The sequence below is a fragment of the Streptomyces sp. DSM 41931 genome (genome assembly GCF_050271085.1).
Taxonomy (GTDB): domain Bacteria; phylum Actinomycetota; class Actinomycetes; order Streptomycetales; family Streptomycetaceae; genus Streptomyces; species Streptomyces albogriseolus.
Window position 1 is genome coordinate 4,920,425 of sequence record NZ_CP189902.1, and the last position, 24,953, is coordinate 4,945,377.

A 24,953-nucleotide genomic window follows, 5' to 3' on the forward strand; every position below is an offset into this window, starting at 1 on the left:
TGAGGTTCCCGGTGCTCAGTTGTCCTTTCCGACCAGGGCGTATGTCTGCTGTGCGATCTCCATTTCCTCGTCCGTGGGTACCACCGCGACCGCGACCCGTGCCCCCTCGGGCGAGATCAGCCGCGCCCCGCCGCCGCGGACGGCGTTGCGCCCGGCGTCCACCGCGAGGCCCAGCCCTTCCAGGCCCGCCACGGCGGCCTCACGCACCTCGGCGGAGTTCTCGCCGACCCCGGCGGTGAAGGCCACCGCGTCCACCCGTCCGAGAACGGCGTAATAGGCGCCGATGTACTTCCTCAGACGGTGAATGTAGATGTCGAAGGCGAGCTTCGCCCGTTCGTCGCCCTCGGAGATACGGCGCCGGATCTCCCGCATGTCGTTGTCCCCGCACAGTCCGACCAGCCCGCTCCTCTTGTTCAGAAGGGCGTCGACCTCGTCGGCGGACATTCCGCCGACGCGCATCAAATGGAAGATGACGGCCGGGTCCATGTCACCGGACCGCGTACCCATCACGAGCCCCTCCAAGGGGGTGAGCCCCATGGAGGTGTCCACGCAGCGGCCCGCCCGCACGGCCGAGGCGGACGCCCCGTTGCCCAGGTGCAGCACGATCACGTTCACCTCCTCGGGCGCCTTCCCCAGCAGCCGCGCCGTGGCCCGGGAGACGTACGCGTGCGAGGTGCCGTGGAAGCCGTAGCGGCGGACCCGGTGCGCGTCGGCGGTCTCCACGTCGATCGCGTAGCGCGCCGCCGACTCCGGCATCGTGGTGTGGAACGCGGTGTCGAAGACGGCGACCTGCGGCAGGTCCGGGCGCAGCGCCGTCGCCGTGCGGATGCCGGTGAGGTTGGCCGGGTTGTGCAGCGGCGCCACCGGGATCAGCCGCTCGATCTCGGCGAGCACCCGCTCGTCGATCACCGTCGGCTCGGTGAAGTGCTTGCCGCCGTGCACCACCCGGTGGCCGATGGCGAGCAGCTCGGGGGAGTCCAGCCCGAGGCCGTCGGCGGCCAGCTCCTCGGCCATCGCCTTCAGCGCGGCGTCGTGGTCGGCGACCGGCCCGGTCCGCTCGCGGGTCTCCCCGCCGGACGCCAGCGGGGTGTGGCGCACCAGGGAGGTGCGCTCGCCGATCCGCTCCACGAGACCGGACGCCAGCCGGCTGCTGTCGCTCATGTCCAGCAGCTGGTACTTCACCGACGAGGAACCGGAGTTGAGGACGAGGACACGGGACGGGATCACTGGGCGGCTGCCTTCTCGCTCGGGGCCGGGGACTGCGCCTGGATGGCGGTGATCGCGACGGTGTTGACGATGTCCTGCACCAGGGCGCCCCGGGACAGGTCGTTGACCGGCTTGCGCAGGCCCTGGAGGACCGGGCCGACGGCGATCGCGCCGGCCGAGCGCTGCACGGCCTTGTAGGTGTTGTTGCCGGTGTTCAGGTCGGGGAAGATCAGCACGGTCGCCTGGCCCGCCACCTCGGAGTCCGGCAGCTTGGTCGCCGCGACCGACGGCTCCACGGCCGCGTCGTACTGGATCGGCCCCTCGATGCGCAGGTCGGGCCGGCGCTCCCGGACCAGCTCGGTCGCCCGGCGCACCTTGTCCACGTCGGCGCCGGAGCCGGAGGTGCCGGTCGAGTACGACAGCATCGCGATCCGCGGCTCCACCCCGAACCGCGCCGCCGTGACCGCCGACTGCACCGCGATGTCGGCGAGCTGCTCGGCGTCCGGGTCCGGGTTGACCGCGCAGTCGCCGTACACCAGCACCTTGTCGGCCAGGCACATGAAGAACACCGACGAGACGATGTCCGCGTCCGGCCGGGTCTTGATGATCTCGAAGGCCGGGCGGATGGTCGCCGCCGTGGAGTGCACCGAGCCGGACACCATGCCGTCGGCGAGGCCCTCCTCGACCATCAGCGTGCCGAAGTAGTTCACGTCGGACACCACGTCGTAGGCCAGCTCCACGGTGACGCCCCGGTGGGCGCGCAGCGCCGCGTACTTCTCCGCGAAGGGGTCGCGCAGCTCGGAGACGGCCGGGTCGATCAGCTGGGTGTCGCCGAGGTCGACGCCCAGGTCGGCGGCCTTCTTGCGGATCTGGTCGACGTCGCCGAGGAGGGTCAGCTCGCACACGCCCCGGCGCAGCAGCACCTCCGCCGCGTGCAGCACCCGCTCCTCGGTGCCCTCCGGGAGCACCACCCGGCGCAGGTCGGAGCGGGCCTGTTCGAGCAGCTTGTGCTCGAACATCATCGGGGTGACCCGGTCGCTGCTGGGCGCGGACACCTGGCGGGTGAGCTCGGCGGTGTCGGCGTACCGCTCGAACAGGCCGAGCGCCCGCTCCGCCTTGCGCGGGGTGGCCGCGTTCAGCTTGCCCTCCAGGGAGAAGAGCTGCTCGGCGGTGGGGAAGCTGTTGCTCGGCACCGACAGCACCGGCGTGCCGGGCGCGAGCCGGTCGGCGAGGGTGAGGATACGCTCGCCCGGCACCTCGTCCAGGGTCAGCAGCACCCCGGCTATCGGCGGGGTGCCGGCGCTGTGCGCGGCCAGCGAGCCGATCACCAGGTCGGCCCGGTCGCCGGGGGTGATCACCAGGCAGCCCGGGGTCAGGGCGGCGAGCAGGTTCGGCAGCATGGCGCCGCCGAAGACGAAGTCCAGGGCGTCCCGCGCGAGCCCGGAGTCGTCGCCGAGCACCACCTTCGCGCCGAGGGTGTGGGCGATCTGGGACACCGTCGGCGCGGACAGCGCGGGCTCGTCGGGCAGCACGTAGCAGGGCACGGGCAGCCGGGTGGCGAGCCGCTCGGCGATCTCGTCCCGGTCCTCGCGCGCGACCCGGTTGACCACCATCGCCAGCACGTCGCAGCCGAGGGTGTCGTAGGCGCGGTAGGCGTTGCGGGTCTCCGCGCGCACGGACGCGGCGGTCTGCCTCCGGCCGCCCACGACCGGGATGACCGAGGCGCCGAACTCGTTGGCCAGGCGGGCGTTCAGGGACAGCTCGTCCGGGAACTGCGTGTCCGCGTAGTCGGTGCCCAGCACCAGCACCACGTCGTAGTCGCGGGCCACCAGGTGGAACCGGTCGACCAGGGTGGACACCAGCTCGTCGGTGCCGCGCTCGGCCTGGAGCGTGGAGGCCTCGGCGTAGTCCATGCCGTAGACGGTTCCCGGGTCCTGGGAGAGCCGGTAGCGGGCGCGCAGCAGTTCGAAGAGCCGGTCGGGCCCGTCGTGCACCAGGGGGCGGAACACGCCCACCCGGTCGACCTGCCGGGTCAGCAGCTCCATGACCCCGAGTTCGACGACCTGACGGCCGTCGCCGCGGTCGATACCGGTCACGTACACGCTGCGGGTCACGCGCGCTCTCCGTTTCGTCGGGTGCCGCGAAGGCGACGGGCTGGGAAACCGCCCACACAGGTGAGCGGATCCCTCTTGACAATACCTGCGGCGCTGGCTAGGACGCCCGCGCGTCGGGCTGTCGGCGGTGCTCCGGGGGACGTGGAACAATCGGCAGTGGCTCACCGGTATCGACAGCGACCAGGAGACACTTCACGATGCGTATAGGAGTCCTCACCGCAGGCGGCGACTGCCCTGGGCTGAACGCAGTGATCCGGTCGGTCGTGCACCGGGCGGTGGACAACTACGGCGACGAGGTCATCGGCTTCGAGGACGGCTACTCCGGCCTGCTGGACGGCCGCTACCGCACGCTGAACCTCAACGCGGTCAGCGGCATCCTGGCGCGCGGCGGCACCATCCTGGGTTCCTCCCGGCTGGAGCGCGACCGGCTCCGCGAGGCCTGCGAGAACGCCTCCGACATGATCCACGAGTTCGGCATCGACGCGCTCATCCCGATCGGCGGCGAGGGCACGCTGACGGCGGCGCGCATGCTGTCCGACGCGGGTCTGCCGGTGGTCGGCGTCCCCAAGACGATCGACAACGACATCTCCTCCACGGACCGCACCTTCGGCTTCGACACCGCCGTCGGTGTCGCCACCGAGGCGATGGACCGCCTGAAGACCACCGCCGAGTCCCACCAGCGGGTCATGGTCGTCGAGGTCATGGGCCGGCACGCGGGGTGGATCGCCCTGGAGTCCGGCATGGCGGCCGGCGCCCACGGCATCTGCCTGCCCGAGCGGCCCTTCGACCCGGACCAGCTGGTCAAGATGGTCGAGGAGCGCTTCGAGCGGGGCAAGAAGTTCGCGGTGATCTGCGTCGCCGAGGGCGCCCACCCGGCCGAGGGCACCATGGACTACGGCAAGGGCGAGATCGACAAGTTCGGTCACGAGCGCTTCCAGGGCATCGGCACGGCCCTGGCGTACGAGCTGGAGCGCCGCCTCGGCAAGGAGGCCAAGCCGGTCATCCTCGGCCACGTCCAGCGCGGCGGCGTGCCCACGGCGTACGACCGCGTCCTCGCCACCCGCTTCGGCTGGCACGCGGTGGAGGCCGCCCACCGGGGCGACTTCGGCAGGATGACCGCCCTGCGTGGCACGGACATCGTGATGGTCCCGCTCGCGGAGGCGGTCACGGAGCTGAAGACGGTCCCGCGGGACCGCATGGACGAGGCGGAGTCGGTCTTCTAGACCGCTCCGTCCGTACGGTGGGGGCCGGTTCTCCGACCCCCACGGACGCCCCCGCTACACCTGCTCCGGACCGGCCTCCGCCGTGACCGTCTGCCAGAAGTGGTCGACGACGTGGGTGAGGAAGGCGCGGCCCGGGTCGGCCGCGTCGGTGGGGCCGCCGCCCCAGCTGAGCGTGGCGGCCCTGTGGCCCTGGTAGTCCTGGTGCAGCCGGTGCAGCACCTCCTCCAGCAGCCGCCGTTCCAGCGGGGCGATCTTCGACACCGGCCGGACGTACGCCTGCCAGCGCGTGGTCACCGCGTCGCGCAGCAGGTCCGCGAGGCGCTCCTCGCGGCCGGTGACGGCGATGACGTCGGCCAGGGACAGGCCGAGCATCCGGGTCAGCACGGCGGTCTGGCGTTCGGTGCCGCGCCACTGCCCCGTCTCCTCCATCCGTAGGTAGGCGTGGAGTTCGTGCCCGACGGTGCGGGCGACGTCCTCCGGCGCCAGGCCGCAGGCCACCCGGTGCTCGCGCAAGGTGCGCGGACGGCCGATGAGTTCGCCGGGGGAACACCACAACACACCGGCGAGGGCGGCGAGTTCGGGATGGGACGGCGAGGCGTTGCCGCGCTCCCACGCGGCGACGAGGGCCGGCGTGACGTACGGCAGGTCGTAGGAGGCGCGCAGGGCGTGGGCCACGTGGTCCGGGTCCAGGCCCAGCGCGGCGCGCAGCCGGCGGGCGGCGGGGGCGTTGAACGGCGGGGGCGGACGGCGGTCGCTGCGAGCGGGAGGTCGGCGCACGGCCCACAAGCTAGGCCCGCCCGCCGGGGGTGACTACGGTCTGTTCGGCCAGGCTCACTGTTTGTGGAAAGGTACGGCTACCGGCTGGTCGTGTTTCGGCGGAACGGCGGGACCGGCCGCGGAGAGATACGTTCCGTGGTGCGAACGGCAAGCTCAGTGGGCATATGCGACCGCGTGCGGCCCCGGTCCGCGCGCGAGCCGGAGGGAACGGACGCCCGCCCCTCGCACCTCCGTACGGGCCCCGCGCCCCGTGCGCCCCTCCGCCCGCGCCCCCGCGCGCGGCGCGAATCCGCCGGTCACCCCTTCACCGCCCCGCCCAGCGCGAACCCCGCCCCCAGCCGCCGGGAGACCAGCACGTACAGCAGGATCACCGGCGTCGAGTAGACGAGGGAGAACGCGGCGAGCTGGCCGTACGCCACCATCCCGCGGTTGCCGAAGAAGTCGTTGATGCTCACGGACGCCGGCATCAGGTCCGGGCTGAGCAGCAGCATGAAGGGGACGAAGAAGTTCCCCCACATCATCACGAACGAGAAGACGGTCACCACCGCCACACCCGGCCCCATCAGCGGCAGCACGATCCGCGCGAGCGACTGCAGCGGGGACGCCCCGTCGGTCCAGGCCGCCTCCTCCAGCTCCTTCGGCACGCCGTCCATGAAGTTCTTCATCAGCCAGATGGCGAACGGGAGTTGGGACGCGGCGAAGAAGAAGACCGTGCCGTGCACGGTGTCGATCAGATTCACCCGCACGAACAGCGCGTACACCGGCACCATGATCGCGGTGATCGGCAGGCTGGTCGCGAAGAGGATCGTCAGCAGGAACGGCCGGTTGAGCCGCGACCGGTAGCGGGACAGCGGATACGCGGCGAGCGCCGCGCACACCACGGTCAGCGCGGTCGCGCCCCCGCACTGGAGCAGACTGTTGAGCAGCGGGGTGAAGGTGATCTCGTCGGTGAGGATCGCGTCGAAGTGCTCCAGTGTCACCCCGTCCGGGGCCTTCACCCGCAGACCGGCGTGCGGGTCGATCGCGGAGAGCACCACCCACGCCAGCGGCAGCAGGAACGCGACGGCGACGACGAGCAGCCCGGCGTCGGCGGCCAGCCGCCGGGCGGTACGGCGCGAGGACAGGGACATGGCGGTCAGACCTCCGTCCGCAGCAGACGCAGGTAGAGCAGCGAGAACAGCGAGCCGACCAGCAGAAGCAGCAGCGCCACCGCCGTGCCGTAGCCGATCAGGCTGTTCTGGAAGGCCTGCTCGTACATGAACAGCGGCAGCGTCTGGCTCTTCCCGCCGGGGCCGCCCCGCGTCATCACCCAGATCAGCCCGAACACCGACAGCGTCTGGAGGGTGTTGAGCATCAGCGTGGTGCCGATGGAGCGGCGGATCATCGGCAGCGTGACGTGCCACATCCGGCGCCATCCGCTCGCCCCGTCCACCTCGGCGGCCTCGGTGATCTCCTTCGGGATCTCGTTGAGCGCGGCGGAGTACACCAGCATCGAGAACGCCGTGCCGCGCCACACGTTGGCGAACGACACTGCCAGGATCGGCAGGGTGAACAGCCAGTTCTGCGACGGCAGATGGAGAAGGCCGAGCACCGCGTTCAGCGTGCCCTCACGGCGGAAGAAGGCGTACAGCAGGAACCCCGCCACCACCTCCGGCAGCACCCACGCCGTGACGACGACCCCGCCGGTGAGCGTGCGCACCGGTTTCGACGCCCGCTGCATCAGCGCGGCCAGCGCCAGGCCCAGGGTGTTCTGCCCGACCAGCGCCGACACCACGGTGAACACCAGGGTCAGCCATACGGCGTTGAGGAACGCGTCGTCACGGAACGCCCGCCGGAAGTTGTCCAGACCGACGAACGACTCCCGCGCCTGTCCCGTCAGCTGCAGATCGGTGAAGGCGATGAGGACGCAGTACGCGATCGGCCCGGCCAGGAACACCAGCAGCAGGGCCAGCGCGGGGGTGAGCGGCAGAAAGCGGGGGAGGAACCGGCGCAGGGTGCGCCGGCCCGCCGGGGGCGGGGAGACGGCGGGCGGGCCCGGGGTCTTCGCGAGGTCCGGGCCCGTGTGCGGTGCGGCGGCGGTCATCGGCGCGTCCCGTCTCCGCTCACTTCGAGGTGACCTGGCCGCCGGCGGCGTCGCGCAGCGCCTCGTCGTAGTCCCGCGCGGCCTCCTCCACGGACGCGTCACCCGTGGTCACGGCCTCCATCGCCTCCTGGACGGCGGTCGACACCTTCGGGTACGCCGGGTACGCGGGCCGGTAGTGGGTGTGCTCCACCAGGTCGGTGAAGAACCGGATGCCGGGCTGGGCCGCCGTGTACGCCGGGTCCGCCGCGACGTCCTCGCGGACGGCGATGCCGGAGTTGGCGATGTACCACTTCTGCGCGTTGGCCTTGGTCTGCATCGTCTTCACGAACTCGAAGGCCAGGTCGGGGTTGGCCGCCTTGGCGGGGATCGCCCAGGTCCAGCCGCCCGACATGCTCACCTTGCCGGGCGCCTGCCCGTGCTGGGTGGGCATCGCCGCGAGCCCCAGCTCCTTCGACCACTCAGGCCACTCGTGCCCGCTGCCCTCCAGCCAGTCCTGCGGCAGCCAGGAACCGTCGAGCGCGATGCCGAGCTTGCCCTGCGGCAGCCACTCACCGCGCACCCGGGTGCCCACGTTGGGGTCGAGCGCGTCGGCGACGTCGGGCCCGAGCTTCTCCTTGTACACGGTCTCGACGAACGTCAGGGCGTCCCGGAAGCCCTTGCCCGCCGTGATCCACTTCTTGCTGTCCTTGTCGTACAGCGGGTCCGACGAGCCGTCGTTCGTGCCGTACAGCAGCATCTCGAAGGTCTGCATGGTGGCCGCCTCGCCGACCGGCTTGCCGGTGTAGACGTTCAGCGGGATGACGCCGGGCACCTCCTTCTTGATGGCGCGGGCGGCGTCCAGCACGTCCTCCCAGGTCCTCGGCTGCCAGTCGGCGGGGAGCCCCGCCTTGGCGAAGACGTCCTTGCTGAACCACAGCCCGCGCGTGTCGGTGCCGTCCGGGACGCCGTAGGTCTTCCCGTCCTCGCCCTTCGCGGCGGCCTTGGCGGTGTCGATGAACCGGTCCCAGTCCTTCCACCCGGCGAGGTAGGGGTCCAGCGGCTTCAAGTACCCGCTGGTGATGTCGGAGTTGATGAGGAACGTGTCCTCGTACACCAGGTCCGGCGCGGTCCTGGGGGAGCGGAGCATCTGCTGGAGCTTGGTGTAGTACTCGGCGTCCGGCGCCTTGATGGGGACGAGCTCCACCTTCTTGCCGGGGTTGGCCTTCTCGAACTGCTTCTTGATGTCCGCGAGATAGGTGTCCATCACCTTCACGGAGTTGTCCGTGGACTGCTTGAAGGACACCTTCAGCGTGTCCGGATCCCCGCCGGACCCGCCGCCGCAGGCGGTCAGCAGCAGCGGGGCGGCGGCGCAGAGGGCGACGAACGCGGTCGGACGGACGGTGGTGCGGGGGCGAGCGGCGGTGGGGCGCACGGGCACGACCTCCTACGGGCACACGACACTGTGGCCTCGACGGCTGCCTGGCGAACGTAAGTTGACCGGTCTGGTCCGGTCAATGAGCGTGCGCAGGGGGAACCGCCGGGGCCGGTGAAGGCTTCGTGAGGTTCGGTGGCCCGCGCACCCACGGGCCGTGTGACGGGCCGGGTCAGTGGCCCGGCACCCACCGGTACTGGAGTTCCGGCCGGCCCACCGTGCCGTACTGGGGGCGGCGGGCCGCGCAGCCGGAGTCGACGAGGTGTTCCAGATAGCGGCGGGCCGTGATGCGGGAGATGCCGACCGTCTCCGCGACGCCCGCGGCGGTGAGGCCGTCGGGGGCGTCGCGCAGGGCCGTGGAGACGCGTTCCAGGGTGGGGCCGCTGAGGCCCTTCGGGAGGGCGGCCGGGCCGGGGGCGCGCAGGGTCGCCAGGGCGCGGTCGACCTCGTCCTGGCCGCTCGCCTCGCCGGCCGCCGCGCGGAACTCGGCGTACCGCACCAGCCGGTCCCGCAGCGTCGCGAAGGTGAACGGCTTCAGCACGTACTGCACGACGCCCAGCGACACCCCCTCGCGCACCACCGCGAGGTCCCGCGCCGAGGTCACCGCGATCACGTCGGCGTGGTGGCCCGCCGCGCGCAGCGAGCGGGCCAGCTGCAGCCCGTGCACGTCCGGCAGGTGCAGGTCGAGGAGCAGCAGGTCGACGGGGGTGCGGTCGAGCGCCCGGCGGGCCTCCGCCCCGGTGCGCGCCTGGCCGACGGCGACGAAGCCGGGCACCCGCCCGACGTACATCACATGCGCGTCGGCGGCCACCGGGTCGTCCTCGACGACCAGCACTCTGATGGGCTGCCCGGTCACCGGGCACCGCCCGCGCCGTTCGCCACCGCACCGGCCGTCTCCCGCAGCGGGATCCGCACGTCGAACACGGCGCCGCCGTCCTCGCCCGAGGTCACCGCGAGGGTGCCGCCGTGCCGGGACACCGCCTGCCGGACCAGGGCGAGGCCCAGGCCCCGGCCGCCGGGGCCGGACGGCTTGGTGGTGTAGCCGAGCCGGAACAGCTCCTCGGCGCGGTCCGGGTGCACGCCCGGCCCGGTGTCGCCGACCCGCAGGACCAGCTCCGAGCCGTCCTCCTCGGTCAGCGCCGTCACCGTCACCCGCGGACGCACCCCGCCCTGCGCCGCGTCCACCGCGTTGTCGATCAGATTGCCGAGGATGGTCACCAGGTCACGGGAGGGCAGCGTCTGAGGCAGCAGGCCGTCGTCCAGGCGGCTGTCCGGGGACACCACGAGCTCCACGCCCCGCTCGTTGGCCTGCGCCGTCTTGCCCAGCAGCAGCGCCGCCAGCACCGGCTCGCTCACCGCCGCCACCACCTGGTCGGTGAGCGCCTGCGCCAGCTCCAGCTCGGCGGTGGCGAACTCCACGGCCTCCTCGGCGCGCCCCAGCTCGATCAGCGACACCACGGTGTGCAGCCGGTTGGCCGCCTCGTGCGCCTGGGACCGCAGCGCCTGGGTGAAGCCCCGCTCCGAGTCCAGCTCGCCCATCAGCGACTGCAGCTCGGTCACGTCCCGCAGCGTCACCACCGAGCCGCGCCGCTGGCCGCCGGTGACCGGCGAGGTGTTCACCACGAGCACCCGGTCGGCCGTCAGGTGCACCTCGTCGACCCGGGGCTCGGAGGCGAGCAGCGCGCCCGTCAGGGGAGCGGGCAGACCCAGCTCCGTGACCGACCGGCCCACCACGTCCTCCTCCTGGTCCACCCCGAGCAGCTCCCTGCCGCCGTCGTTGATCAGCGCCACCCGGTACTGCCCGTCCAGCATCAGCAGACCCTCGCGCACGGCGTGCAGCGCGGCCTGATGGTAGTCGTGCATGTGGCTGAGCTCGGTCGCGTTCATCCCGTGGGTGTGCCGGCGCAGCCGCGCGTTGATCACGTACGTGCCGATCGCGCCGAGCCCGAGCGCGCCCGCCGCGACCGCCAGCAGCGCGGCGAGCTGCTCCTGCACTCGCCGGCCGATCTCCTCGACCCGTATGCCCGCGCTGACCAGGCCGACGATCCGGTCGCCGTCCCGCACGGGGGTCACCGCGCGCACGGACGGGCCGAGCGTGCCGGTGTAGGTCTCGGTGAAGGTGCGCCCCTTCAGCGCCGGGCCGGTGTGCCCCCGGAAGGGCAGGCCGATCTGGGCCGGGTCGGGGTGGGTCCAGCGGATGCCCCGCGGATCCATGATGGTGACGAAGTCCACGTCGGTGTCGCGCACCACCGCCACCGCGTACGGCTGGAGCCGCGCCGAGGGGTCGGATGAGCGGATCGCCTCCCGCACCGACGGTGAGTCGGCGACCGAGCGGGCCACCGAGGTGGCCTGCCGGCCCGCGGCCTCCTCGGCCTCGCTGCGGTGGCTGAGATGGGTGGCCAGCGCGTACCCCGCCACGACGACCGTGAGCAGCACGGCCTGCATGGCGAAGAGCTGTCCCGCGAGGCTGCGGGGCCGGGGGAGGGGGATACGCATTCGGCCAGTCTGCCTCGCGCGTCCGCGGTGAACTAAATGAACGGAAGGGTGACCACGCTCACAAGGCGCGACATAGTCACCGCGTTCCCCCGAACCATCCCCCGGACGTGAGCCGCACGCCGGTGATGCCGACGACGACGTCAAGGAGGGCCGCCGTGACCAGCACCGCCGATACGGCACCAGCCGCACCCGAGGCCAAGCGGGACCGCACGCACTATCTCTACATCGCGGTGATCATCGCGGTCGCCCTCGGCATCGCCGTCGGCCTGATCGCGCCGGACTTCGCGGTCGAGCTGAAGCCGATCGGCACCGGCTTCGTGAACCTGATCAAGATGATGATCTCGCCGATCATCTTCTGCACCATCGTGCTGGGCATCGGGTCCGTACGGAAGGCCGCCAAGGTCGGCGCGGTGGGCGGCATCGCCCTCGGCTACTTCATGGTCATGTCGGTGGTGGCGCTCGCCATCGGCCTGGTCGTCGGCAACATCCTGGAGCCGGGCACCGGCCTCGCGATCACCGACGCGGTCAAGGAGACCGGCCACGCGCAGGTCGACGCGGAGGCCAAGGACACCACCGAGTTCCTGCTCGGCATCATCCCGACGACCATCGTGTCCGCGTTCACCCAGGGCGAGGTGCTGCAGACCCTGCTGGTCGCCCTGCTGAGCGGCTTCGCCCTGCAGGCCATGGGCAACGCGGGGCAGCCGGTCCTGCGCGGTATCGAGCACATCCAGCGGCTGGTCTTCCGCGTCCTCGCCATGATCATGTGGGCGGCCCCGGTCGGCGCGTTCGGCGCGATGGCCGCGGTCACCGGCTCGGCCGGCCTGGACGCGCTGAAGAGCCTCGCCGTGCTCATGCTCGGCTTCTACATCACCTGTGTGCTGTTCGTCTTCGTGGTGCTCGGCGCGATGCTGAAGATCGTCGCGGGCCTGAACGTGTGGACCCTGTTCAAGTACCTGGGCCGTGAGTTCCTGCTGATCCTGTCCACCTCCTCCTCCGAGTCCGCGCTGCCGCGGCTCATCGCGAAGATGGAGCACCTGGGCGTCAGCAAGCCGGTGGTCGGCATCACCGTCCCGACCGGCTACTCCTTCAACCTCGACGGCACCATGATCTACATGACCATGGCCTCGCTGTTCATCGCCGACGCCATGGGCACGCCGATGTCGGTCGGCGAGCAGATCCCGCTGCTGCTGTTCCTGCTGGTCGCCTCCAAGGGCGCCGCCGGTGTCACCGGCGCCGGCCTCGCGACCCTGGCCGGCGGTCTCCAGTCGCACAAGCCCGCCCTGGTGGACGGCATCGGCCTCATCGTCGGCATCGACCGCTTCATGAGCGAGGCCCGCGCGCTGACCAACTTCGCCGGGAACGCGGTCGCCACGGTGCTGATCGGCACCTGGACCAAGGAGATCGACAAGGAGCGGGTCGCCGAGGTCCTGGCGGGCCACGCCCCGTTCGACGAGCGCACGCTGCTGGACGACCACGGCGACGGTGCCGGCCGGGACGACTACGCCGAGGCGTCCGAGCCGGGCGGCGAGAAGGAACTCGCCAAGGCCTGACCGGGCAGGCGCCCCGCACCCCGGCCGGCCGGGCCGCACCCCCGTCGGCCCGGCCGGCCGGTCACCGGAGGCCCACCCCCCCCTGACAGGGCCTCCCCGCCGGGCGGCCGGACTCCTCCCCCGTGAGTCCGGCCGCCCGGCTTTTCCACGCCCGGCAGCCGCCCGGCAGCCGCCCGGAACGACCCGCCCTTGCCCTGACGCCCTCGTCAAGCTCTACGTTCGACGGCATGCGAATCGGCGAGCTGGCCGCACGCGCCGGGACCACGACGCGGACGCTGCGGTACTACGAGTCCCGCGGGCTGCTGCCCGCACGCAGGGACGGGAACGGCTACCGGACCTACGACGAGTCCGACCTGAGGCTGCTGCGGCAGATCCGCACGCTCCAGGACTTCGGGTTCGGTCTTGAGGAGACCCGGCCGTTCGTGGAGTGCCTGCGGGCGGGGCACCCCGAGGGCGACTCCTGCCCGGCCTCGCTCCAGGTCTACCGGCGCAAGCTCGACGAGCTCGACACGCTCATCGCCGAGCTGGGCGCGGTGCGGGAGAAGGTCGGGCGGCAGCTGGCGCGGGCGGAGGCGGCCCGTGCGGCGCTGGCGGCCGACGCGGCGGTCCCGGGAGGTCCGGAACCGGAGTGCGAACTGGGAGGGGGACCGCGATGAGCGGCGTGCCCGAGGTGACCGACGCGGATTTCGCGGAGGAGGTGCTGGGCGCCGGGCTTCCGGTGCTGGTGGAGTTCACCGCCGACTGGTGCCCGCCGTGCCGGCAGATGGCGCCGGTGCTACGGGAGCTGGCCGCGGCGGAGGAGGGCCGGCTGAAGGTGGTCCAGCTGAACGTCGACCACAACCCCGCCACGACCAACGCCTACAAGGTGCTGTCGATGCCGACCTTCGTCGTCTTCCGCGACGGGGAGCCCTTGCGGTCGATGGTCGGCGCGCGGCCGGGGCGGCGGCTGAGGGAGGAACTGCGGGACGTGCTCTGACCCGCCGCCCCAGACATGAAAAACCCCCGGGCAATTGCGCCCGGGGGTTTTCCTTGCGTATATTCGTTCATTCACGCCTTCGTTATGAGAAGTCGCGAAGAAGTTCAGTGAGCACAGTATATCCGGGCGGGAGTGGAATTGTCAAACACCGAATTTCCGGACGATGAATTGCGGCACGAACAGGAATTCATCGACGGCCTGTACGCACGGGTGGACGTCCTGCGGGGCGACGCCGAGGCAGGTGTGGCGGACGCCCTCGCCCAGGGCCACACCCCCCGGCAGGCCCGGCTGGAGCGGGACATCCTGGTCGCCGAGCGCTCCGGGCTGCTCGCCGCGCTGAACGCGGTGGACGGCTCCCTCTGCTTCGGCCGGATCGACCTCGCCTCCGGGCAGACCCACCACATCGGACGCATCGGCCTGCGCGCCGACGACGACGAGCGCACCCCGGTCCTCATCGACTGGCGGGCCGGTGTCGCCCGCCCGTTCTACCTGGCCACCGGCCACACCCCGATGGGACTGCGCCGCCGCCGGCACATCGCCACCGAGGGCCGCCGGGTCACCGGTCTGCACGACGAGATCCTCGACCTCGGCGACGAGACCCGCACCGGCCACGAGGACCCCACCGGCGACGCCGTGCTGCTCGCCGCCCTCAACTCCGCCCGCACCGGCCGCATGGGCGACATCGTGCGCACCATCCAGGCCGACCAGGACCGCGTCATCCGCGCCCCGCACCGGGGCGTCATGGTGGTCGAGGGCGGCCCCGGCACCGGCAAGACCGCCGTCGCCCTGCACCGGGCCGCGTTCCTGCTCTACGAGCACCGTGAGCTGCTGGCCCGCCGCGCCGTCCTGATCGTCGGACCCAACCCGGCGTTCCTCGGCTACATCGGCGAGGTGCTGCCCAGCCTCGGCGAGACCGGCGTGCTCCTCGCGACCGTCGGCGAACTGTTCCCGGGGGTGCGGACGACCCGCACGGACACCCCGGAGGCCGCGGCCGTCAAGGGACGGGCGGAGATGGCCGACGTGCTCGCGGAGTACGTCCGCGACCGGCAGGCGCTGCCCGACCCGGTCATCGCGATCGAGCACGACCGCGAGATCCTGATGCTCGACGACGGCCTGGTGAACGTCGCCCGGGAGCGCACCCGCGCCACGAAGCTGCCGCACAACGTGGCCCGCGAGCACTTCGAGGGGCACATCCTCAACACGCTCACCGACATGCTCGCCGAGCGCATCGGCACCGACCCGTACGACGGGTCCAGCCTGCTCGACCCGAGCGACATCACCCAGATCCGCGACGAGCTCGCCGAGAACCCCGAGGTGTGGTCCGCGATCGACCGGCTCTGGCCGCGGATCACCCCGCAGCGGCTGGTCGCGGACTTCCTCGCCGCCCCGGAGGGCTACCTCTCCGACGAGGACGCCGCCGCGGTCCGCCGCCCGGTCACCCGGCACTGGACCGTCTCCGACGTGCCGCTGCTGGACGAGGCCGCCGAACTGCTCGGCGAGGACGACCGGCTCGCCCGCGAGCGCGCCGAACGCGAGCGGCAGCGGCAGATCGCCTACGCGCAGGGCGTGCTGGACGTCTCCTACGCCTCCCGCACCTTCGAGTTCGAGGACAAGGAGGAGGACGACCCGGAGTCCTCCGAGGTGCTCTCGGCGCACGACATCATCGACGCCGAGCGGTTCGCCGAGCGGCACGAGGAGGACGACCACCGCAGCGCCGCCGAACGCGCCGCCGCCGACCGCACCTGGGCGTTCGGACACATCATCGTGGACGAGGCGCAGGAGCTGTCCCCGATGGCGTGGCGGCTGCTGATGCGGCGCAGTCCCACCCGGTCGATGACGCTGGTCGGCGACCCGGCGCAGACCTCGGAGGCGGGCGGCGTCGGCTCCTGGGAGGGCATCCTCGCCCCCTACGTCGAGGACCGCTGGGAGCACCACCGCCTCGGCGTCAACTACCGCACCCCGGCGGAGATCATGGAGGTCGCCGCCGAGGTGGTGCGCGCCGCGCACCCGGGCTTCGAGCCGCCCAGCTCGGTGCGCGCCACCGGGGTGAGGCCGTGGGCCCGCGCCACCGCGGACCTGCCCGCCGCCACCGCCGAGGCGGTCAGGGAGCTCACCCCCGAGGAGGGCCGTCTCGCGGTCATCGCCCCGCGCGAGCTGCACCGCGCCCTGGCTGCCCGCCTGGACGGGGTGACGGCCGGCGCCGAGCCGGACCTCACCCGCCAGGTGGTGCTCCTCGACCCGCGTCAGGCCAAGGGGCTCGAGTTCGACTCGGTCCTGGTGGTCGAGCCGGGCCGCTACGGCACCAGCGACCTGTACGTGGCGCTCACCCGGGCCACCCAGCGGCTCGGCGTGCTGCACACCGAGCCGCTCCCGGAGCCGCTGGCCGAGGCTCTCGCGTAGGTCCCGCCCGGGTCAGGCCGGGCGCAGCCACACCGTCGACAGGGGCGGCAGGGTCAGCCGGACGCTCGCCGGCAGGCCGTGCCACCCCTGCGGCTCCGGCTTCACCGGATCGGGGTGGGTGACGTCGCCGCCGCCGTAGCGGGCCGCGTCGGTGTTCAGCGCCTCGTGCCAGGCGGGCACGTCGTCCGGGACGCCGATGCGGTAGTCGTGCCGGACCACCGGCGCGAAGTGGGACACCGCGAGCAGCGGCGAACCGTCGGCGTCGTACCGCAGGAAGGCCAGCACGTTGTCGTCGGCGGCGTCCCCGGTCACCCAGCGGAAGCCGGCCGGCTCGGTGTCGTACTGCCACAGCGCCGGGGTGGCGCGGTACACGGTGTTGAGGTCGCGCACCAGGTCCCGCACGCCCCGGTGGTCGGCCTCCGCCCCGTAGTGCGGGTCGAGCAGCCACCAGTCCGGGCCGTGCGCCTCCGACCACTCCGCGCCCTGCGCGAACTCCTGCCCCATGAACAGGAGCTGCTTGCCGGGGTGGGCCCACATGAAGCCCAGGTAGGCGCGCAGGTCGGCGCGCTGCCGCCACCAGTCGCCGGGCATCTTCGACACCAGGGACCGCTTGCCGTGCACCACCTCGTCGTGGGAGATCGGCAGCACGTAGTTCTCGCTGTACGCGTACACCATCGAGAAGGTCATCTCGCCGTGGTGGTACGCGCGGTGCACCGGCTCGCGGCTCATGTACTCCAGCGAGTCGTGCATCCAGCCCATGTTCCACTTCAGCCCGAAGCCCAGCCCGCCGAAGCCGCTCGGGCCGCGGTGGTGGGTGGCGCGGGTGACGCCGTCCCAGGCGGTGGACTCCTCGGCGATCGTCACGACCCCCGGCACCCTGCGGTACACGGTCGCGTTCATCTCCTGGAGGAACGCCACCGCGTCCAGGTTCTCCCGGCCGCCGTGCTCGTTCGGCGTCCACTGGCCCGGCTCGCGCGAGTAGTCCAGGTAGAGCATGGAGGCGACGGCGTCCACCCGCAGCCCGTCGATGTGGAACTCCTCGCACCAGTACAGGGCGTTGGCCACCAGGAAGTTGCGCACCTCGCGGCGCCCGAAGTCGAACTCCAGGGTGCCCCAGTCGGGGTGCGCGGCGCGCAGCGGATCCGCGTGCTCGTACAGCGGGCGGCCGTCGAACTCGGCCAGCGCCCACTCGTCGCGCGGGAAGTGCGCGGGCACCCAGTCCATGATCACGCCGATCCCGGCCCGGTGCAGGGCGTCGACCAGGTGCTTGAAGTCGTCCGGGGCGCCCAGGCGGGCGGTCGGCGCGTAGAAGCCGGTGACCTGGTAGCCCCAGGAGCCGCCGAAGGGGTGCTCGGCGACCGGCATCAGCTCCACGTGCGTGAAGCCCAGGTCCTTCACGTACGCGGGCAGCTGCTCGGCGAGCTGCCGGTAGGTGAGCCCCGGCCGCCACGACGGCAGATGCACCTCGTACACCGAGAACGGCGCCCGGTGCGCGGGGACCTCCGCCCGCCGCTCCAGCCACTCCGCGTCGCCCCACTCGTACCGCGACGACGTGACGATCGACGAGGTGGCCGGGGGCACCTCGGTGCGGCGGGCCATCGGGTCGGCGCGCAGGGTCTTCGAGCCGTCGGGGCGGGTGATCTCGAACTTGTACAGCTCGCCCTCGCCGATCCCCGGCACGAACAGCTCCCACACCCCGGACGAACCCAGTGAGCGCATCGGGAAGCCGGTGCCGTCCCAGAAGTTGAACGAGCCCGCGACCCGCACCCCCAGCGCGTTCGGCGCCCACACCGAGAAGCGGGTGCCGCTCACCCCCTGGTGGGTCATCGGGTGCGCGCCCAGCACCGTCCACAGCTGCTCGTGCCGGCCCTCGCCGAGAAGGTGCAGGTCCAGCTCGCCCAGCGTGGGCAGGAAGCGGTAGGCGTCCTCCGTCTCCAGCTCGGTCCCCTCGTACGCGACGCGCAGCCGGTACGCCGGGACCTCCCGCAGCGGCAGCAGCCCGGAGAAGAAGCCGTCGCCGTCGTCGTGCAGGGCGACGGTCACGCCTCCGGACTCCACGGTCACCGCCCGCGCGTACGGCCGGAACGCCCGGAAGGCGACCCCGCCGGGCACGGGGTGCGCGCCCAGCACGGAGTGCGGCGCGTGATGCGTCCCGTGCAGCAGCCGCTCCCGGTCGCCGGCGTCCACGGCGGGGGAGACGGCGATCTCCGCCTCCGGCGGGGCGGGCGGCACGGCCTCTTCCGGCACCGGTGCCGACCCCGCAGGCGTCGTCGTGTCGCCCGGAGTCCGCCGCGCGGCCGGTGTCCTGCCCGCCTTCTTGTCCGTGGCCGGCGTCTTGCCGGCCGTGTCCTTCGCGGCCGGGCTCTTTCCGGCCGCCTTCGTCACCGCCGTCTTCTTCGCGGCCGCCTTCTGGACCGTGGCCTTGGCGGTCGCGGCGGTCTTCGCCGCGGCGGCCGTCTTCTTCGCGGGAGTCTTCCGCGCGGCGGACTTCTTGGCCGCGGCGGCCGGTTTCTTCCGCTCGGGCGCCGGTGGCTCGGTGTGCCGCCGGTCGGCCGGCTGCTCCGGGGACGGACCGCTGGACTCGGGGCGGGGGGTCACGGGCGAAGCCTCCTGGACACGGGTCGGGTGGATCAGGTCGGGTCGGACGAGGCGAGCCGGCGCAGGGCCGCCAGCGGCACGGGCAGCCAGTCGGGGCGGTGCCGGGCCTCGTAGACCGCTTCGTAGACCGCCTTGTCGGTCTCGTACGCGCGCAGCAGCACCGGCTCGGTGCGCGGGTCACGGCCCGCGGCCTCCGCGTACCCGGCGCAGTACGCGGCCCGGCAGTGGGCGGCCCAGTCCGGCTGGGGCGGGTCCGCCGTGCGCGCCGCGTAGTCGAAGGAGCGCAGCATGCCCGCCACGTCCCGTACGGCCGGCTGCGGCATCCGGCGCTCGGCCAGCGGCCGGGCCGGCTCCCCCTCGAAGTCGATCACCGACCAGGCGCCGGCCGGGGAGCGCAGGCACTGCCCGAGGTGCAGATCGCCGTGGACCCGCTGGGCGGTCCAGGTGCGGCCCTCGGCCGCGAGGTCGTCCAGCGCGGTGTACGCCGAGCGCAGATCCTCCGCGTACGGCCGCAGCGCGGGCACCGCGTGCACGGCCGCGTCCAGCCGCTCGGTCATGCCGTCGACCAGGGCGCGCATCTGCGCATGACCCAGGGTGACCGTGGGCAGCGCACGCGCCAGCGCGGTGTGCACCTCGGCGGTGGCCCGCCCGATGGCCCGGGACTCGGCGACGAAGTCCTCCCCCTTGGCCAGCTCCCGCAGCGCCAGCTCCCAGCCGTCGGTGGCGCCCTGCACGAACGGCTGGAGCACCCCCAGGACGTACGGCTCGGCCGTGTGCGACGGTCCGGCCGTGTCCTCGGCGTCGGCGACCAGCCACGCCGTCGGCGGGGGCACCCGGGGGCAGCCCTCGCGGGCCAGCGCCAGCGGCAGCTCCAGGTCGGGGTTGATGCCGGGCACCACCCGGCGCATCAGTTTCAGGATGAAGGTGTCGCCGTAGACGACCGACGAGTTCGACTGCTCGGCGGTCATCAGGCGCGGCACCAGCCCGGCCCGTATCTCCTGGCGCGGGTCGCGCTCGAAACGAAGCCCGCCGATCCGGGCCTGGGTGCGCAGGGCCTCCAGGAGCAGGTCGGCGGGCCGGGTGTCGTGCAGGGCCTCGTAGACCGTCCGGCCGGCGAGGGGGCCCTGCGACACATGACCGATCAGCGCGGGCGCCAGCCGGGGCGGCAGCGCCTCGCGCACGCCTATGAACAGCTGGTAGCAGTCCCCCGGCTGGTCGTGCCCGGCGTGGCCGGGCTGGAGCGGCTGGTGGGCGCGTACCAGGAGGTGGTAGAGGCCGAGCTTGGCGCCGGCCGGCAGCAGCTCGGTGGCCGCCACCAGGTCGAACCCGGTGACCGGGCGGCCCTTCCCGGCGAACCAGCGCTGTCTCGGCAGCCATTCCCGCAACAGTGGATCCAGTGACGCAAGGAGGCCTGGCGGGGTCGTGACGGTGCGTGTGACGGCTTCCGACATGGCGTCGCGTCCTTTCCCCTCTGTCGGCGCGCCACTGGGGCGCCGCCGGTGGGCGGGGTGTTACTCATGCGTGCCCCGGGCGGAGCGGGAGAAACCGCCCCGCCCGAGGTTCTAGGCGGTGTCCTTCCGGAGCCGGAACCAGTAGAAGCCGTGCCCCCCGAGGGTCATCAGGTACGGCAGTTCGCCGACGGCCGGGAACCGCACCCCGCCGAACAGCTCCACAGGGTGCCGCCCCTCGAAGGCGCTGAGATCCAGCTCGGTGGGCTGCGCGAAGCGGGAGAAGTTGTTGACGCAGAGGACGAGGTCGTCCTCGTATTCGCGGAGGAAGGCGAGGACGGCGGGGTTGGAGGAGGGCAGTTCGGTGTAGGAGCCGAGGCCGAACGCCGGGTTCTGCTTGCGGATCTCGATCATGCGCCGGGTCCAGTGGAGCAGGGACGAGGGCGAGGCCATGGAGGCTTCGACGTTGGTGACCTGGTAGCCGTAGACCGGGTCCATGATCGTGGGGAGGTAGAGGCGGCCGGGGTCGGAGGAGGAGAAGCCGGCGTTGCGGTCGGGGGTCCATTGCATGGGGGTGCGGACGGCGTCGCGGTCGCCGAGCCAGATGTTGTCGCCCATGCCGATCTCGTCGCCGTAGTAGATGATCGGGGACCCGGGCAGGGAGAGCAGGAGGGCGGTGAAGAGTTCGATCTGGTTGCGGTCGTTGTCGAGGAGGGGGGCGAGGCGGCGGCGGATGCCGATGTTGGCGCGCATGCGGGGGTCTTTGGCGTATTCGGCCCACATGTAGTCGCGTTCCTCGTCGGTGACCATTTCCAGGGTCAGCTCGTCGTGGTTGCGCAGGAAGATGCCCCACTGGCAGCCGGAGGGGATGGCGGGGGTCTTGGCGAGGATCTCGGAGACGGGGTAGCGGGATTCGCGGCGGACGGCCATGAAGATGCGGGGCATGACCGGGAAGTGGAAGGCCATGTGGCATTCGTCGCCGCCGGCGGCGTAGTCGCCGAAGTAGTCGACGACGTCCTCGGGCCACTGGTTGGCCTCGGCGAGGAGCACGGTGTCGGGGTACTGGGTGTCGATCTCCTTGCGGACCCGCTTCAGGAACGCGTGCGTCGCCGGCAGGTTCTCGCAGTTCGTGCCTTCCTGCTGGTACAGGTACGGCACCGCGTCCAGCCGGAAGCCGTCGATCCCGAGGTCCAGCCAGAACTTCAGCGCGGAGATCATCTCCTCCTGCACGGCCGGGTTCTCGTAGTTCAGATCCGGCTGGTGCGAGAAGAAGCGGTGCCAGTAGTACTGCTTGCGTACCGGGTCGTACGTCCAGTTCGACGCCTCGGTGTCGACGAAGATGATCCGGGCGTCCTGGAACTGCTTGTCGTCGTCGGCCCACACGTAGTAGTCGCCGTACGGCCCGTCGGGGTCGCGCCTGGACTCCTGGAACCACGGGTGCTGGTCGCTGGTGTGGTTCATGACGAAGTCGATGATCACGCGCATGCCGCGCTGGTGGGCGGAGTCGACGAACTCCACGAAGTCGGCGAGGTCGCCGAACTCGGGCAGCACGGCGGTGTAGTCGGCGACGTCGTAACCGCCGTCGCGCAGGGGCGACTTGAAGAACGGCGGCAGCCACAGGCAGTCGACGCCCAGCCACTGCAGATAGTCCAGCTTGGCGGTCAGGCCCTTCAGGTCGCCGATGCCGTCCCCGTTGCTGTCCTGGAAGGAGCGGACGAGGACCTCGTAGAAGACGGCGCGTTTGAACCAGTCGGGGTCCCGGTCCTGGGCGGGGGTGTCCTCGAAGGTGTCCGGGACGGGTTCGTTGACGCTCATGTGGCGGATGACCCTCCGATCTGCGGGGTGGACGGTCGCAGAACCGTGCTGTGCGTCCCGGAAGGCCCGTCCCCGGACCTCCCTCCGACGACGAGTACATGTGCCCCGCCCGGACCGAGACGCACATAGTTGGCGCTGCCCCATTGATAGGTCTCGCCGGTGAGCTCGTCGCGCACCGGCACCGACTCGTGCCAGTCCAGGCCGAGTTGCGGCATGTCCAACGAGACCGTCGCCTCCTGGGTGTGCCGGGTGTCGAGATTGGCGACCACGAGCACCGTGTTGCCGTCCCGCCGCTTCGAGTAGGCGATGACCTCCTCCTTGTCCGCCTGGTGGAAGTGGAGGTCACGCAGCTGCCGCAGGGCCGGGTTCTCCCGCCGGACGGTGTTGAGGCGGGTGAGGAGCGGGGCGATGGTGCGGCCCTCCCGCTCGGCGGCTTCCCAGTCGCGGGGTTTGAGCTGGTACTTCTCGCTGTCGAGGTACTCCTCGCCGCCCTCGCGCAGCGGGGTGTTCTCGCACAGTTCGTAGCCGCTGTAGATGCCCCAGGAGGGGGAGAGGGTGGCGGCGAGGACGGCGCGGACCTCGAAGGCGGGCCGGCCGCCGTGCTGGAGGTAGGCGGGCAGGATGTCGGGGGTGTTGGCGAAGAAGTTGGGCCGCATGTAGGAGGCGGCCTCCCCCGACAGTTCGGTGAGGTACTCCGTCAGTTCCTGCTTGGTGGTGCGCCAGGTGAAGTACGTGTAGGACTGCTGGAAGCCGATCTGGGCGAGGGTGTGCATCATCGCCGGGCGGGTGAAGGCCTCCGCCAGGAAGATGACGTCGGGGTCGGTGCGGTTGATCTCCCCGATGACCCGTTCCCAGAAGACGACCGGCTTGGTGTGCGGGTTGTCCACGCGGAAGATCCGCACTCCGGCGTCCATCCAGTGCCGCAGGATCCGGCAGGTCTCCGCGACCAGCCCGTCCATGTCGGCGTCGAAGGCGACGGGGTAGATGTCCTGGTACTTCTTCGGCGGGTTCTCCGCGTAGGCGATGGAGCCGTCGGGGCGGTGGTGGAACCACTCGGGGTGCTTGTGCACCCAGGGGTGGTCCGGGGAGCACTGCAGGGCGAAGTCGAGGGCGACCTCCATGCCCAGGTCGCGGGCGCGGGCGACGAAGCGGGTGAAGTCCTCCAGCGTGCCCAGTCGCGGGTGCACGGCGTCGTGGCCGCCCTCGGGGGAGCCGATCGCCCACGGCACGCCGACGTCGTCGGGGCCGGCGTCGAGGGTGTTGTTCGGGCCCTTGCGGAACGTGGTGCCGATGGGGTGGATCGGGGGCAGGTAGACGACGTCGAAGCCCATCGCGGCGATCGCGGGCAGCCGTCGCGCGGCGGTGTCGAAGGTGCCGTGCGGCTGCTCGGGCGTGCCCTCCGAGCGCGGGAAGAACTCGTACCACGAGCCGAACAGGGCCCGCTCCCGCTCGACCAGCAGGGGGAGCGGCTCGCTGCTGGTGACCAGCTCCCGCAGCGGATGGCGGGCCAGCACCGCGTCCACCTCCGGCGTCAGCGCCGCCGCCAGCCGGGCCGCCGCCGGGCGCTCCGTGTCGCGCAGGGCGTCCACGGCCGCGCGCAGCACCTCCCGGTCGTCGTCCCCGGGCACCTGCTCCGCCGCCCGCTCGAACAGCCGGGCCCCCTCCTCCAGCATCACCTCGGTGTCGATGCCCGCCGGGACCTTGATCCGCGCGTGGTGCCGCCAGGTGGTGACCGGGTCGCCCCACGCCTCCACCGCGTACGTCCACAGGCCCGTGCCCGCCGGGGTGACGGTCGCCCCCCAGCGGTCCGTGCCGGGGGCCAGCTCCCGCATCGGCGTGAACGGACCCGGGCGCCCCTCCGGGTCCCGCAGCACCACGTTGGCCGCCACCGCGTCGTGCCCCTCACGGAACACGGTCGCCGTCACCTCGAACGCCTCGCCCACCACCGCCTTCGCGGGGCGGCGCCCCTGCCGCACCAGCGGCCGGACGTCCAGCACGGGGATGCGTCCCACGGACGTCTCGGGGGGCGCCGGTGAGGCGGGCGTGCCCGGGACGGACGGGGCGGCGGGCTCGGTACGGGAGGGACGGCCGCGCGGGGGCGCGGTATCGGGGCGGGAGGACGCCTTGGCGCCGGACGGCGAGGGGGATGACGAGTGGTGCTTGGCGGGCATGACCGCTCCTGTCCGCGTCAACGTGGGTGGGCTGATGACTGTGGGGAGGTGGGTCCTGCGGGGTCTGAAGTGGGGTGTACCCGCAGGAGCCTTCCCACACCGTTCGGGTGGGCAATCCGGCCCTTTGTTAACTACTCACGCGTATGTCGACACTCAAGACCGGCCGCGCCCCCTCGGCGTCCGGCGGGACCCGGGAACACCCCCGCTGGGCTCGTTCCCACCGGCCGCCGGGGGGCGCGGGCGCCTTGGAGCGCGTACGGCGCACCGGCGCACGCGGGCACCGCGGCGGGCGGAGTTACGCGCCGTGCACACGCCGCCCGCCCCACCCGGTGACCAGCGGCTTCTCCGGCCGCTCCCGCCGCCGTCCGTCCGGGGCGCGGCGACCCGCCCACGCCCTGCGCGGACGGCGGTGCCTGACCGGGTGGGACAGGCGGGACGGGAGGGGCGCGCGGGGGCCGAACACCGACGGTGACGTGGGTGCGTGCCGGGAGGGGCGCGGAAACGGCCGGTTTCTTGCCCTGCCCGGCGACCGGCCCGGGGCGCGCGGTGCGACAGGGATCGCCGAGCAGCGGCGCGATGCGCGGGGTGAAGTACGACAAGACCGTACATGGGGGCGGAATCGGCCATGTCCGCCGTGCGGTGAATCGTTTGGACAGCCCAGACGAGGTACCCGTGTCTCCCGGCT

The 24,953-nt window shown here is 72.2% G+C and carries 17 protein-coding genes; 5 read left to right on the forward strand and 12 right to left on the reverse strand.

Annotated features, from left to right (window positions below; all coding sequences use genetic code 11):
- Positions 1-15: 15 nt before the first annotated feature.
- Complete coding sequence (locus ACP7TJ_RS23010) at positions 16-1,227, reverse strand: acetate kinase (protein ID WP_093768183.1); 1,212 nt, start codon at positions 1,225-1,227, stop codon at positions 16-18.
- On the reverse strand, positions 1,224-3,320 hold the full coding sequence (gene pta, locus ACP7TJ_RS23015; RefSeq protein ID WP_266548982.1) for a phosphate acetyltransferase: 2,097 nt from the start codon (positions 3,318-3,320) through the stop codon (positions 1,224-1,226). Before pta ends, ACP7TJ_RS23010 begins: the two co-directional genes overlap by 4 nt.
- A 197-nt stretch (positions 3,321-3,517) precedes the next feature.
- Between pta and ACP7TJ_RS23020 the strand changes: the two genes are divergently transcribed.
- Positions 3,518-4,543 carry an ATP-dependent 6-phosphofructokinase gene (locus ACP7TJ_RS23020; RefSeq protein WP_093768185.1) on the forward strand — a complete coding sequence of 342 codons (1,026 nt, stop codon included), beginning with the start codon at positions 3,518-3,520 and terminating at the stop codon, positions 4,541-4,543.
- A gap of 54 nt (positions 4,544-4,597) precedes the next feature.
- Here ACP7TJ_RS23020 and ACP7TJ_RS23025 read toward each other — a convergent pair whose 3' ends face one another.
- The 6 genes from ACP7TJ_RS23025 to ACP7TJ_RS23050 form a co-directional block, all read right to left on the reverse strand.
- On the reverse strand, positions 4,598-5,329 hold the full coding sequence (locus ACP7TJ_RS23025) for a helix-turn-helix domain-containing protein (protein WP_427765026.1): 732 nt from the start codon (positions 5,327-5,329) through the stop codon (positions 4,598-4,600).
- Positions 5,330-5,616: 287 nt separating this feature from the next.
- Positions 5,617-6,450 (reverse strand): carbohydrate ABC transporter permease, encoded by an 834-nt coding sequence (locus ACP7TJ_RS23030; RefSeq protein ID WP_266400841.1) that lies wholly within the window; start codon positions 6,448-6,450, stop codon positions 5,617-5,619.
- Positions 6,451-6,455: 5 nt separating this feature from the next.
- Complete coding sequence (locus tag ACP7TJ_RS23035; RefSeq protein WP_427765029.1) at positions 6,456-7,403, reverse strand: carbohydrate ABC transporter permease; 948 nt, start codon at positions 7,401-7,403, stop codon at positions 6,456-6,458.
- A 19-nt stretch (positions 7,404-7,422) separates the two neighbouring features.
- The gene (locus tag ACP7TJ_RS23040) at positions 7,423-8,814 is read right to left on the reverse strand and encodes an extracellular solute-binding protein (RefSeq protein WP_367534880.1); all 1,392 of its coding nucleotides are present in this window, start codon (positions 8,812-8,814) and stop codon (positions 7,423-7,425) included.
- A 172-nt stretch (positions 8,815-8,986) separates the two neighbouring features.
- A complete protein-coding gene (locus tag ACP7TJ_RS23045; RefSeq protein ID WP_093768190.1) occupies positions 8,987-9,670 on the reverse strand; it encodes a response regulator in 684 nt (227 codons plus the stop codon).
- Positions 9,667-11,310, reverse strand: a complete 1,644-nt coding sequence (locus ACP7TJ_RS23050; protein WP_427765033.1) for a sensor histidine kinase — start codon at positions 11,308-11,310, stop codon at positions 9,667-9,669. The genes ACP7TJ_RS23045 and ACP7TJ_RS23050 overlap by 4 nt, the downstream gene beginning before the upstream one ends.
- A gap of 155 nt (positions 11,311-11,465) precedes the next feature.
- On the opposite strand from ACP7TJ_RS23050, the gene ACP7TJ_RS23055 reads away from it, so the two are divergent.
- The 4 genes from ACP7TJ_RS23055 to ACP7TJ_RS23070 all read left to right on the forward strand — a co-directional run bounded on the left by ACP7TJ_RS23055 (position 11,466) and on the right by ACP7TJ_RS23070 (position 16,236).
- Positions 11,466-12,860, forward strand: a complete 1,395-nt coding sequence (locus ACP7TJ_RS23055; RefSeq protein WP_167744691.1) for a cation:dicarboxylate symporter family transporter — start codon at positions 11,466-11,468, stop codon at positions 12,858-12,860.
- A gap of 227 nt (positions 12,861-13,087) precedes the next feature.
- A complete protein-coding gene (locus ACP7TJ_RS23060; RefSeq protein WP_093768193.1) occupies positions 13,088-13,516 on the forward strand; it encodes a MerR family transcriptional regulator in 429 nt (142 codons plus the stop codon).
- Positions 13,513-13,836, forward strand: coding sequence for a thioredoxin family protein (locus ACP7TJ_RS23065; RefSeq protein ID WP_167744692.1), 324 nt, complete (start codon positions 13,513-13,515; stop codon positions 13,834-13,836). Before ACP7TJ_RS23060 ends, ACP7TJ_RS23065 begins: the two co-directional genes overlap by 4 nt.
- A gap of 168 nt (positions 13,837-14,004) precedes the next feature.
- On the forward strand, positions 14,005-16,236 hold the full coding sequence (locus ACP7TJ_RS23070; RefSeq protein ID WP_189911726.1) for a HelD family protein: 2,232 nt from the start codon (positions 14,005-14,007) through the stop codon (positions 16,234-16,236).
- Between the two features lie 12 nt (positions 16,237-16,248).
- Here ACP7TJ_RS23070 and glgB read toward each other — a convergent pair whose 3' ends face one another.
- From glgB to ACP7TJ_RS23090, 4 genes are all read right to left on the reverse strand, one after another.
- Positions 16,249-18,834, reverse strand: coding sequence for a 1,4-alpha-glucan branching enzyme (gene glgB / locus ACP7TJ_RS23075; RefSeq protein ID WP_427765040.1), 2,586 nt, complete (start codon positions 18,832-18,834; stop codon positions 16,249-16,251).
- A gap of 32 nt (positions 18,835-18,866) precedes the next feature.
- Positions 18,867-20,285: a maltokinase N-terminal cap-like domain-containing protein gene (locus ACP7TJ_RS23080; RefSeq protein ID WP_093768196.1), complete on the reverse strand. Its 1,419-nt coding sequence runs from the start codon at positions 20,283-20,285 to the stop codon at positions 18,867-18,869.
- 111 nt (positions 20,286-20,396) lie between these two features.
- Positions 20,397-22,097, reverse strand: a complete 1,701-nt coding sequence (treS, locus tag ACP7TJ_RS23085) for a maltose alpha-D-glucosyltransferase (protein ID WP_266400855.1) — start codon at positions 22,095-22,097, stop codon at positions 20,397-20,399.
- Positions 22,094-24,268, reverse strand: a complete 2,175-nt coding sequence (locus ACP7TJ_RS23090; protein ID WP_427765045.1) for an alpha-1,4-glucan--maltose-1-phosphate maltosyltransferase — start codon at positions 24,266-24,268, stop codon at positions 22,094-22,096. Before ACP7TJ_RS23090 ends, treS begins: the two co-directional genes overlap by 4 nt.
- Between the last annotated feature and the right edge of the window lie 685 nt (positions 24,269-24,953).

What these genes read in the sequence shown, in the direction of transcription:
- ACP7TJ_RS23020 (WP_093768185.1), top strand. Translation starts at nt 3,518, where the DNA reads ATGCGTATAGGAGTCCTCACCGCAGGCGGCGACTGCCCTGGGCTGAAC.
- ACP7TJ_RS23030 (WP_266400841.1), bottom strand. Translation starts at nt 6,450, where the DNA reads ATGTCCCTGTCCTCGCGCCGTACCGCCCGGCGGCTGGCCGCCGACGCC.
- ACP7TJ_RS23035 (WP_427765029.1), bottom strand. Translation starts at nt 7,403, where the DNA reads ATGACCGCCGCCGCACCGCACACGGGCCCGGACCTCGCGAAGACCCCG.
- ACP7TJ_RS23050 (WP_427765033.1), bottom strand. Translation starts at nt 11,310, where the DNA reads ATGCGTATCCCCCTCCCCCGGCCCCGCAGCCTCGCGGGACAGCTCTTC.
- ACP7TJ_RS23060 (WP_093768193.1), top strand. Translation starts at nt 13,088, where the DNA reads ATGCGAATCGGCGAGCTGGCCGCACGCGCCGGGACCACGACGCGGACG.
- ACP7TJ_RS23065 (WP_167744692.1), top strand. Translation starts at nt 13,513, where the DNA reads ATGAGCGGCGTGCCCGAGGTGACCGACGCGGATTTCGCGGAGGAGGTG.
- ACP7TJ_RS23080 (WP_093768196.1), bottom strand. Translation starts at nt 20,285, where the DNA reads ATGTCGGAAGCCGTCACACGCACCGTCACGACCCCGCCAGGCCTCCTT.
- treS (WP_266400855.1), bottom strand. Translation starts at nt 22,097, where the DNA reads ATGAGCGTCAACGAACCCGTCCCGGACACCTTCGAGGACACCCCCGCC.
- ACP7TJ_RS23090 (WP_427765045.1), bottom strand. Translation starts at nt 24,268, where the DNA reads ATGCCCGCCAAGCACCACTCGTCATCCCCCTCGCCGTCCGGCGCCAAG.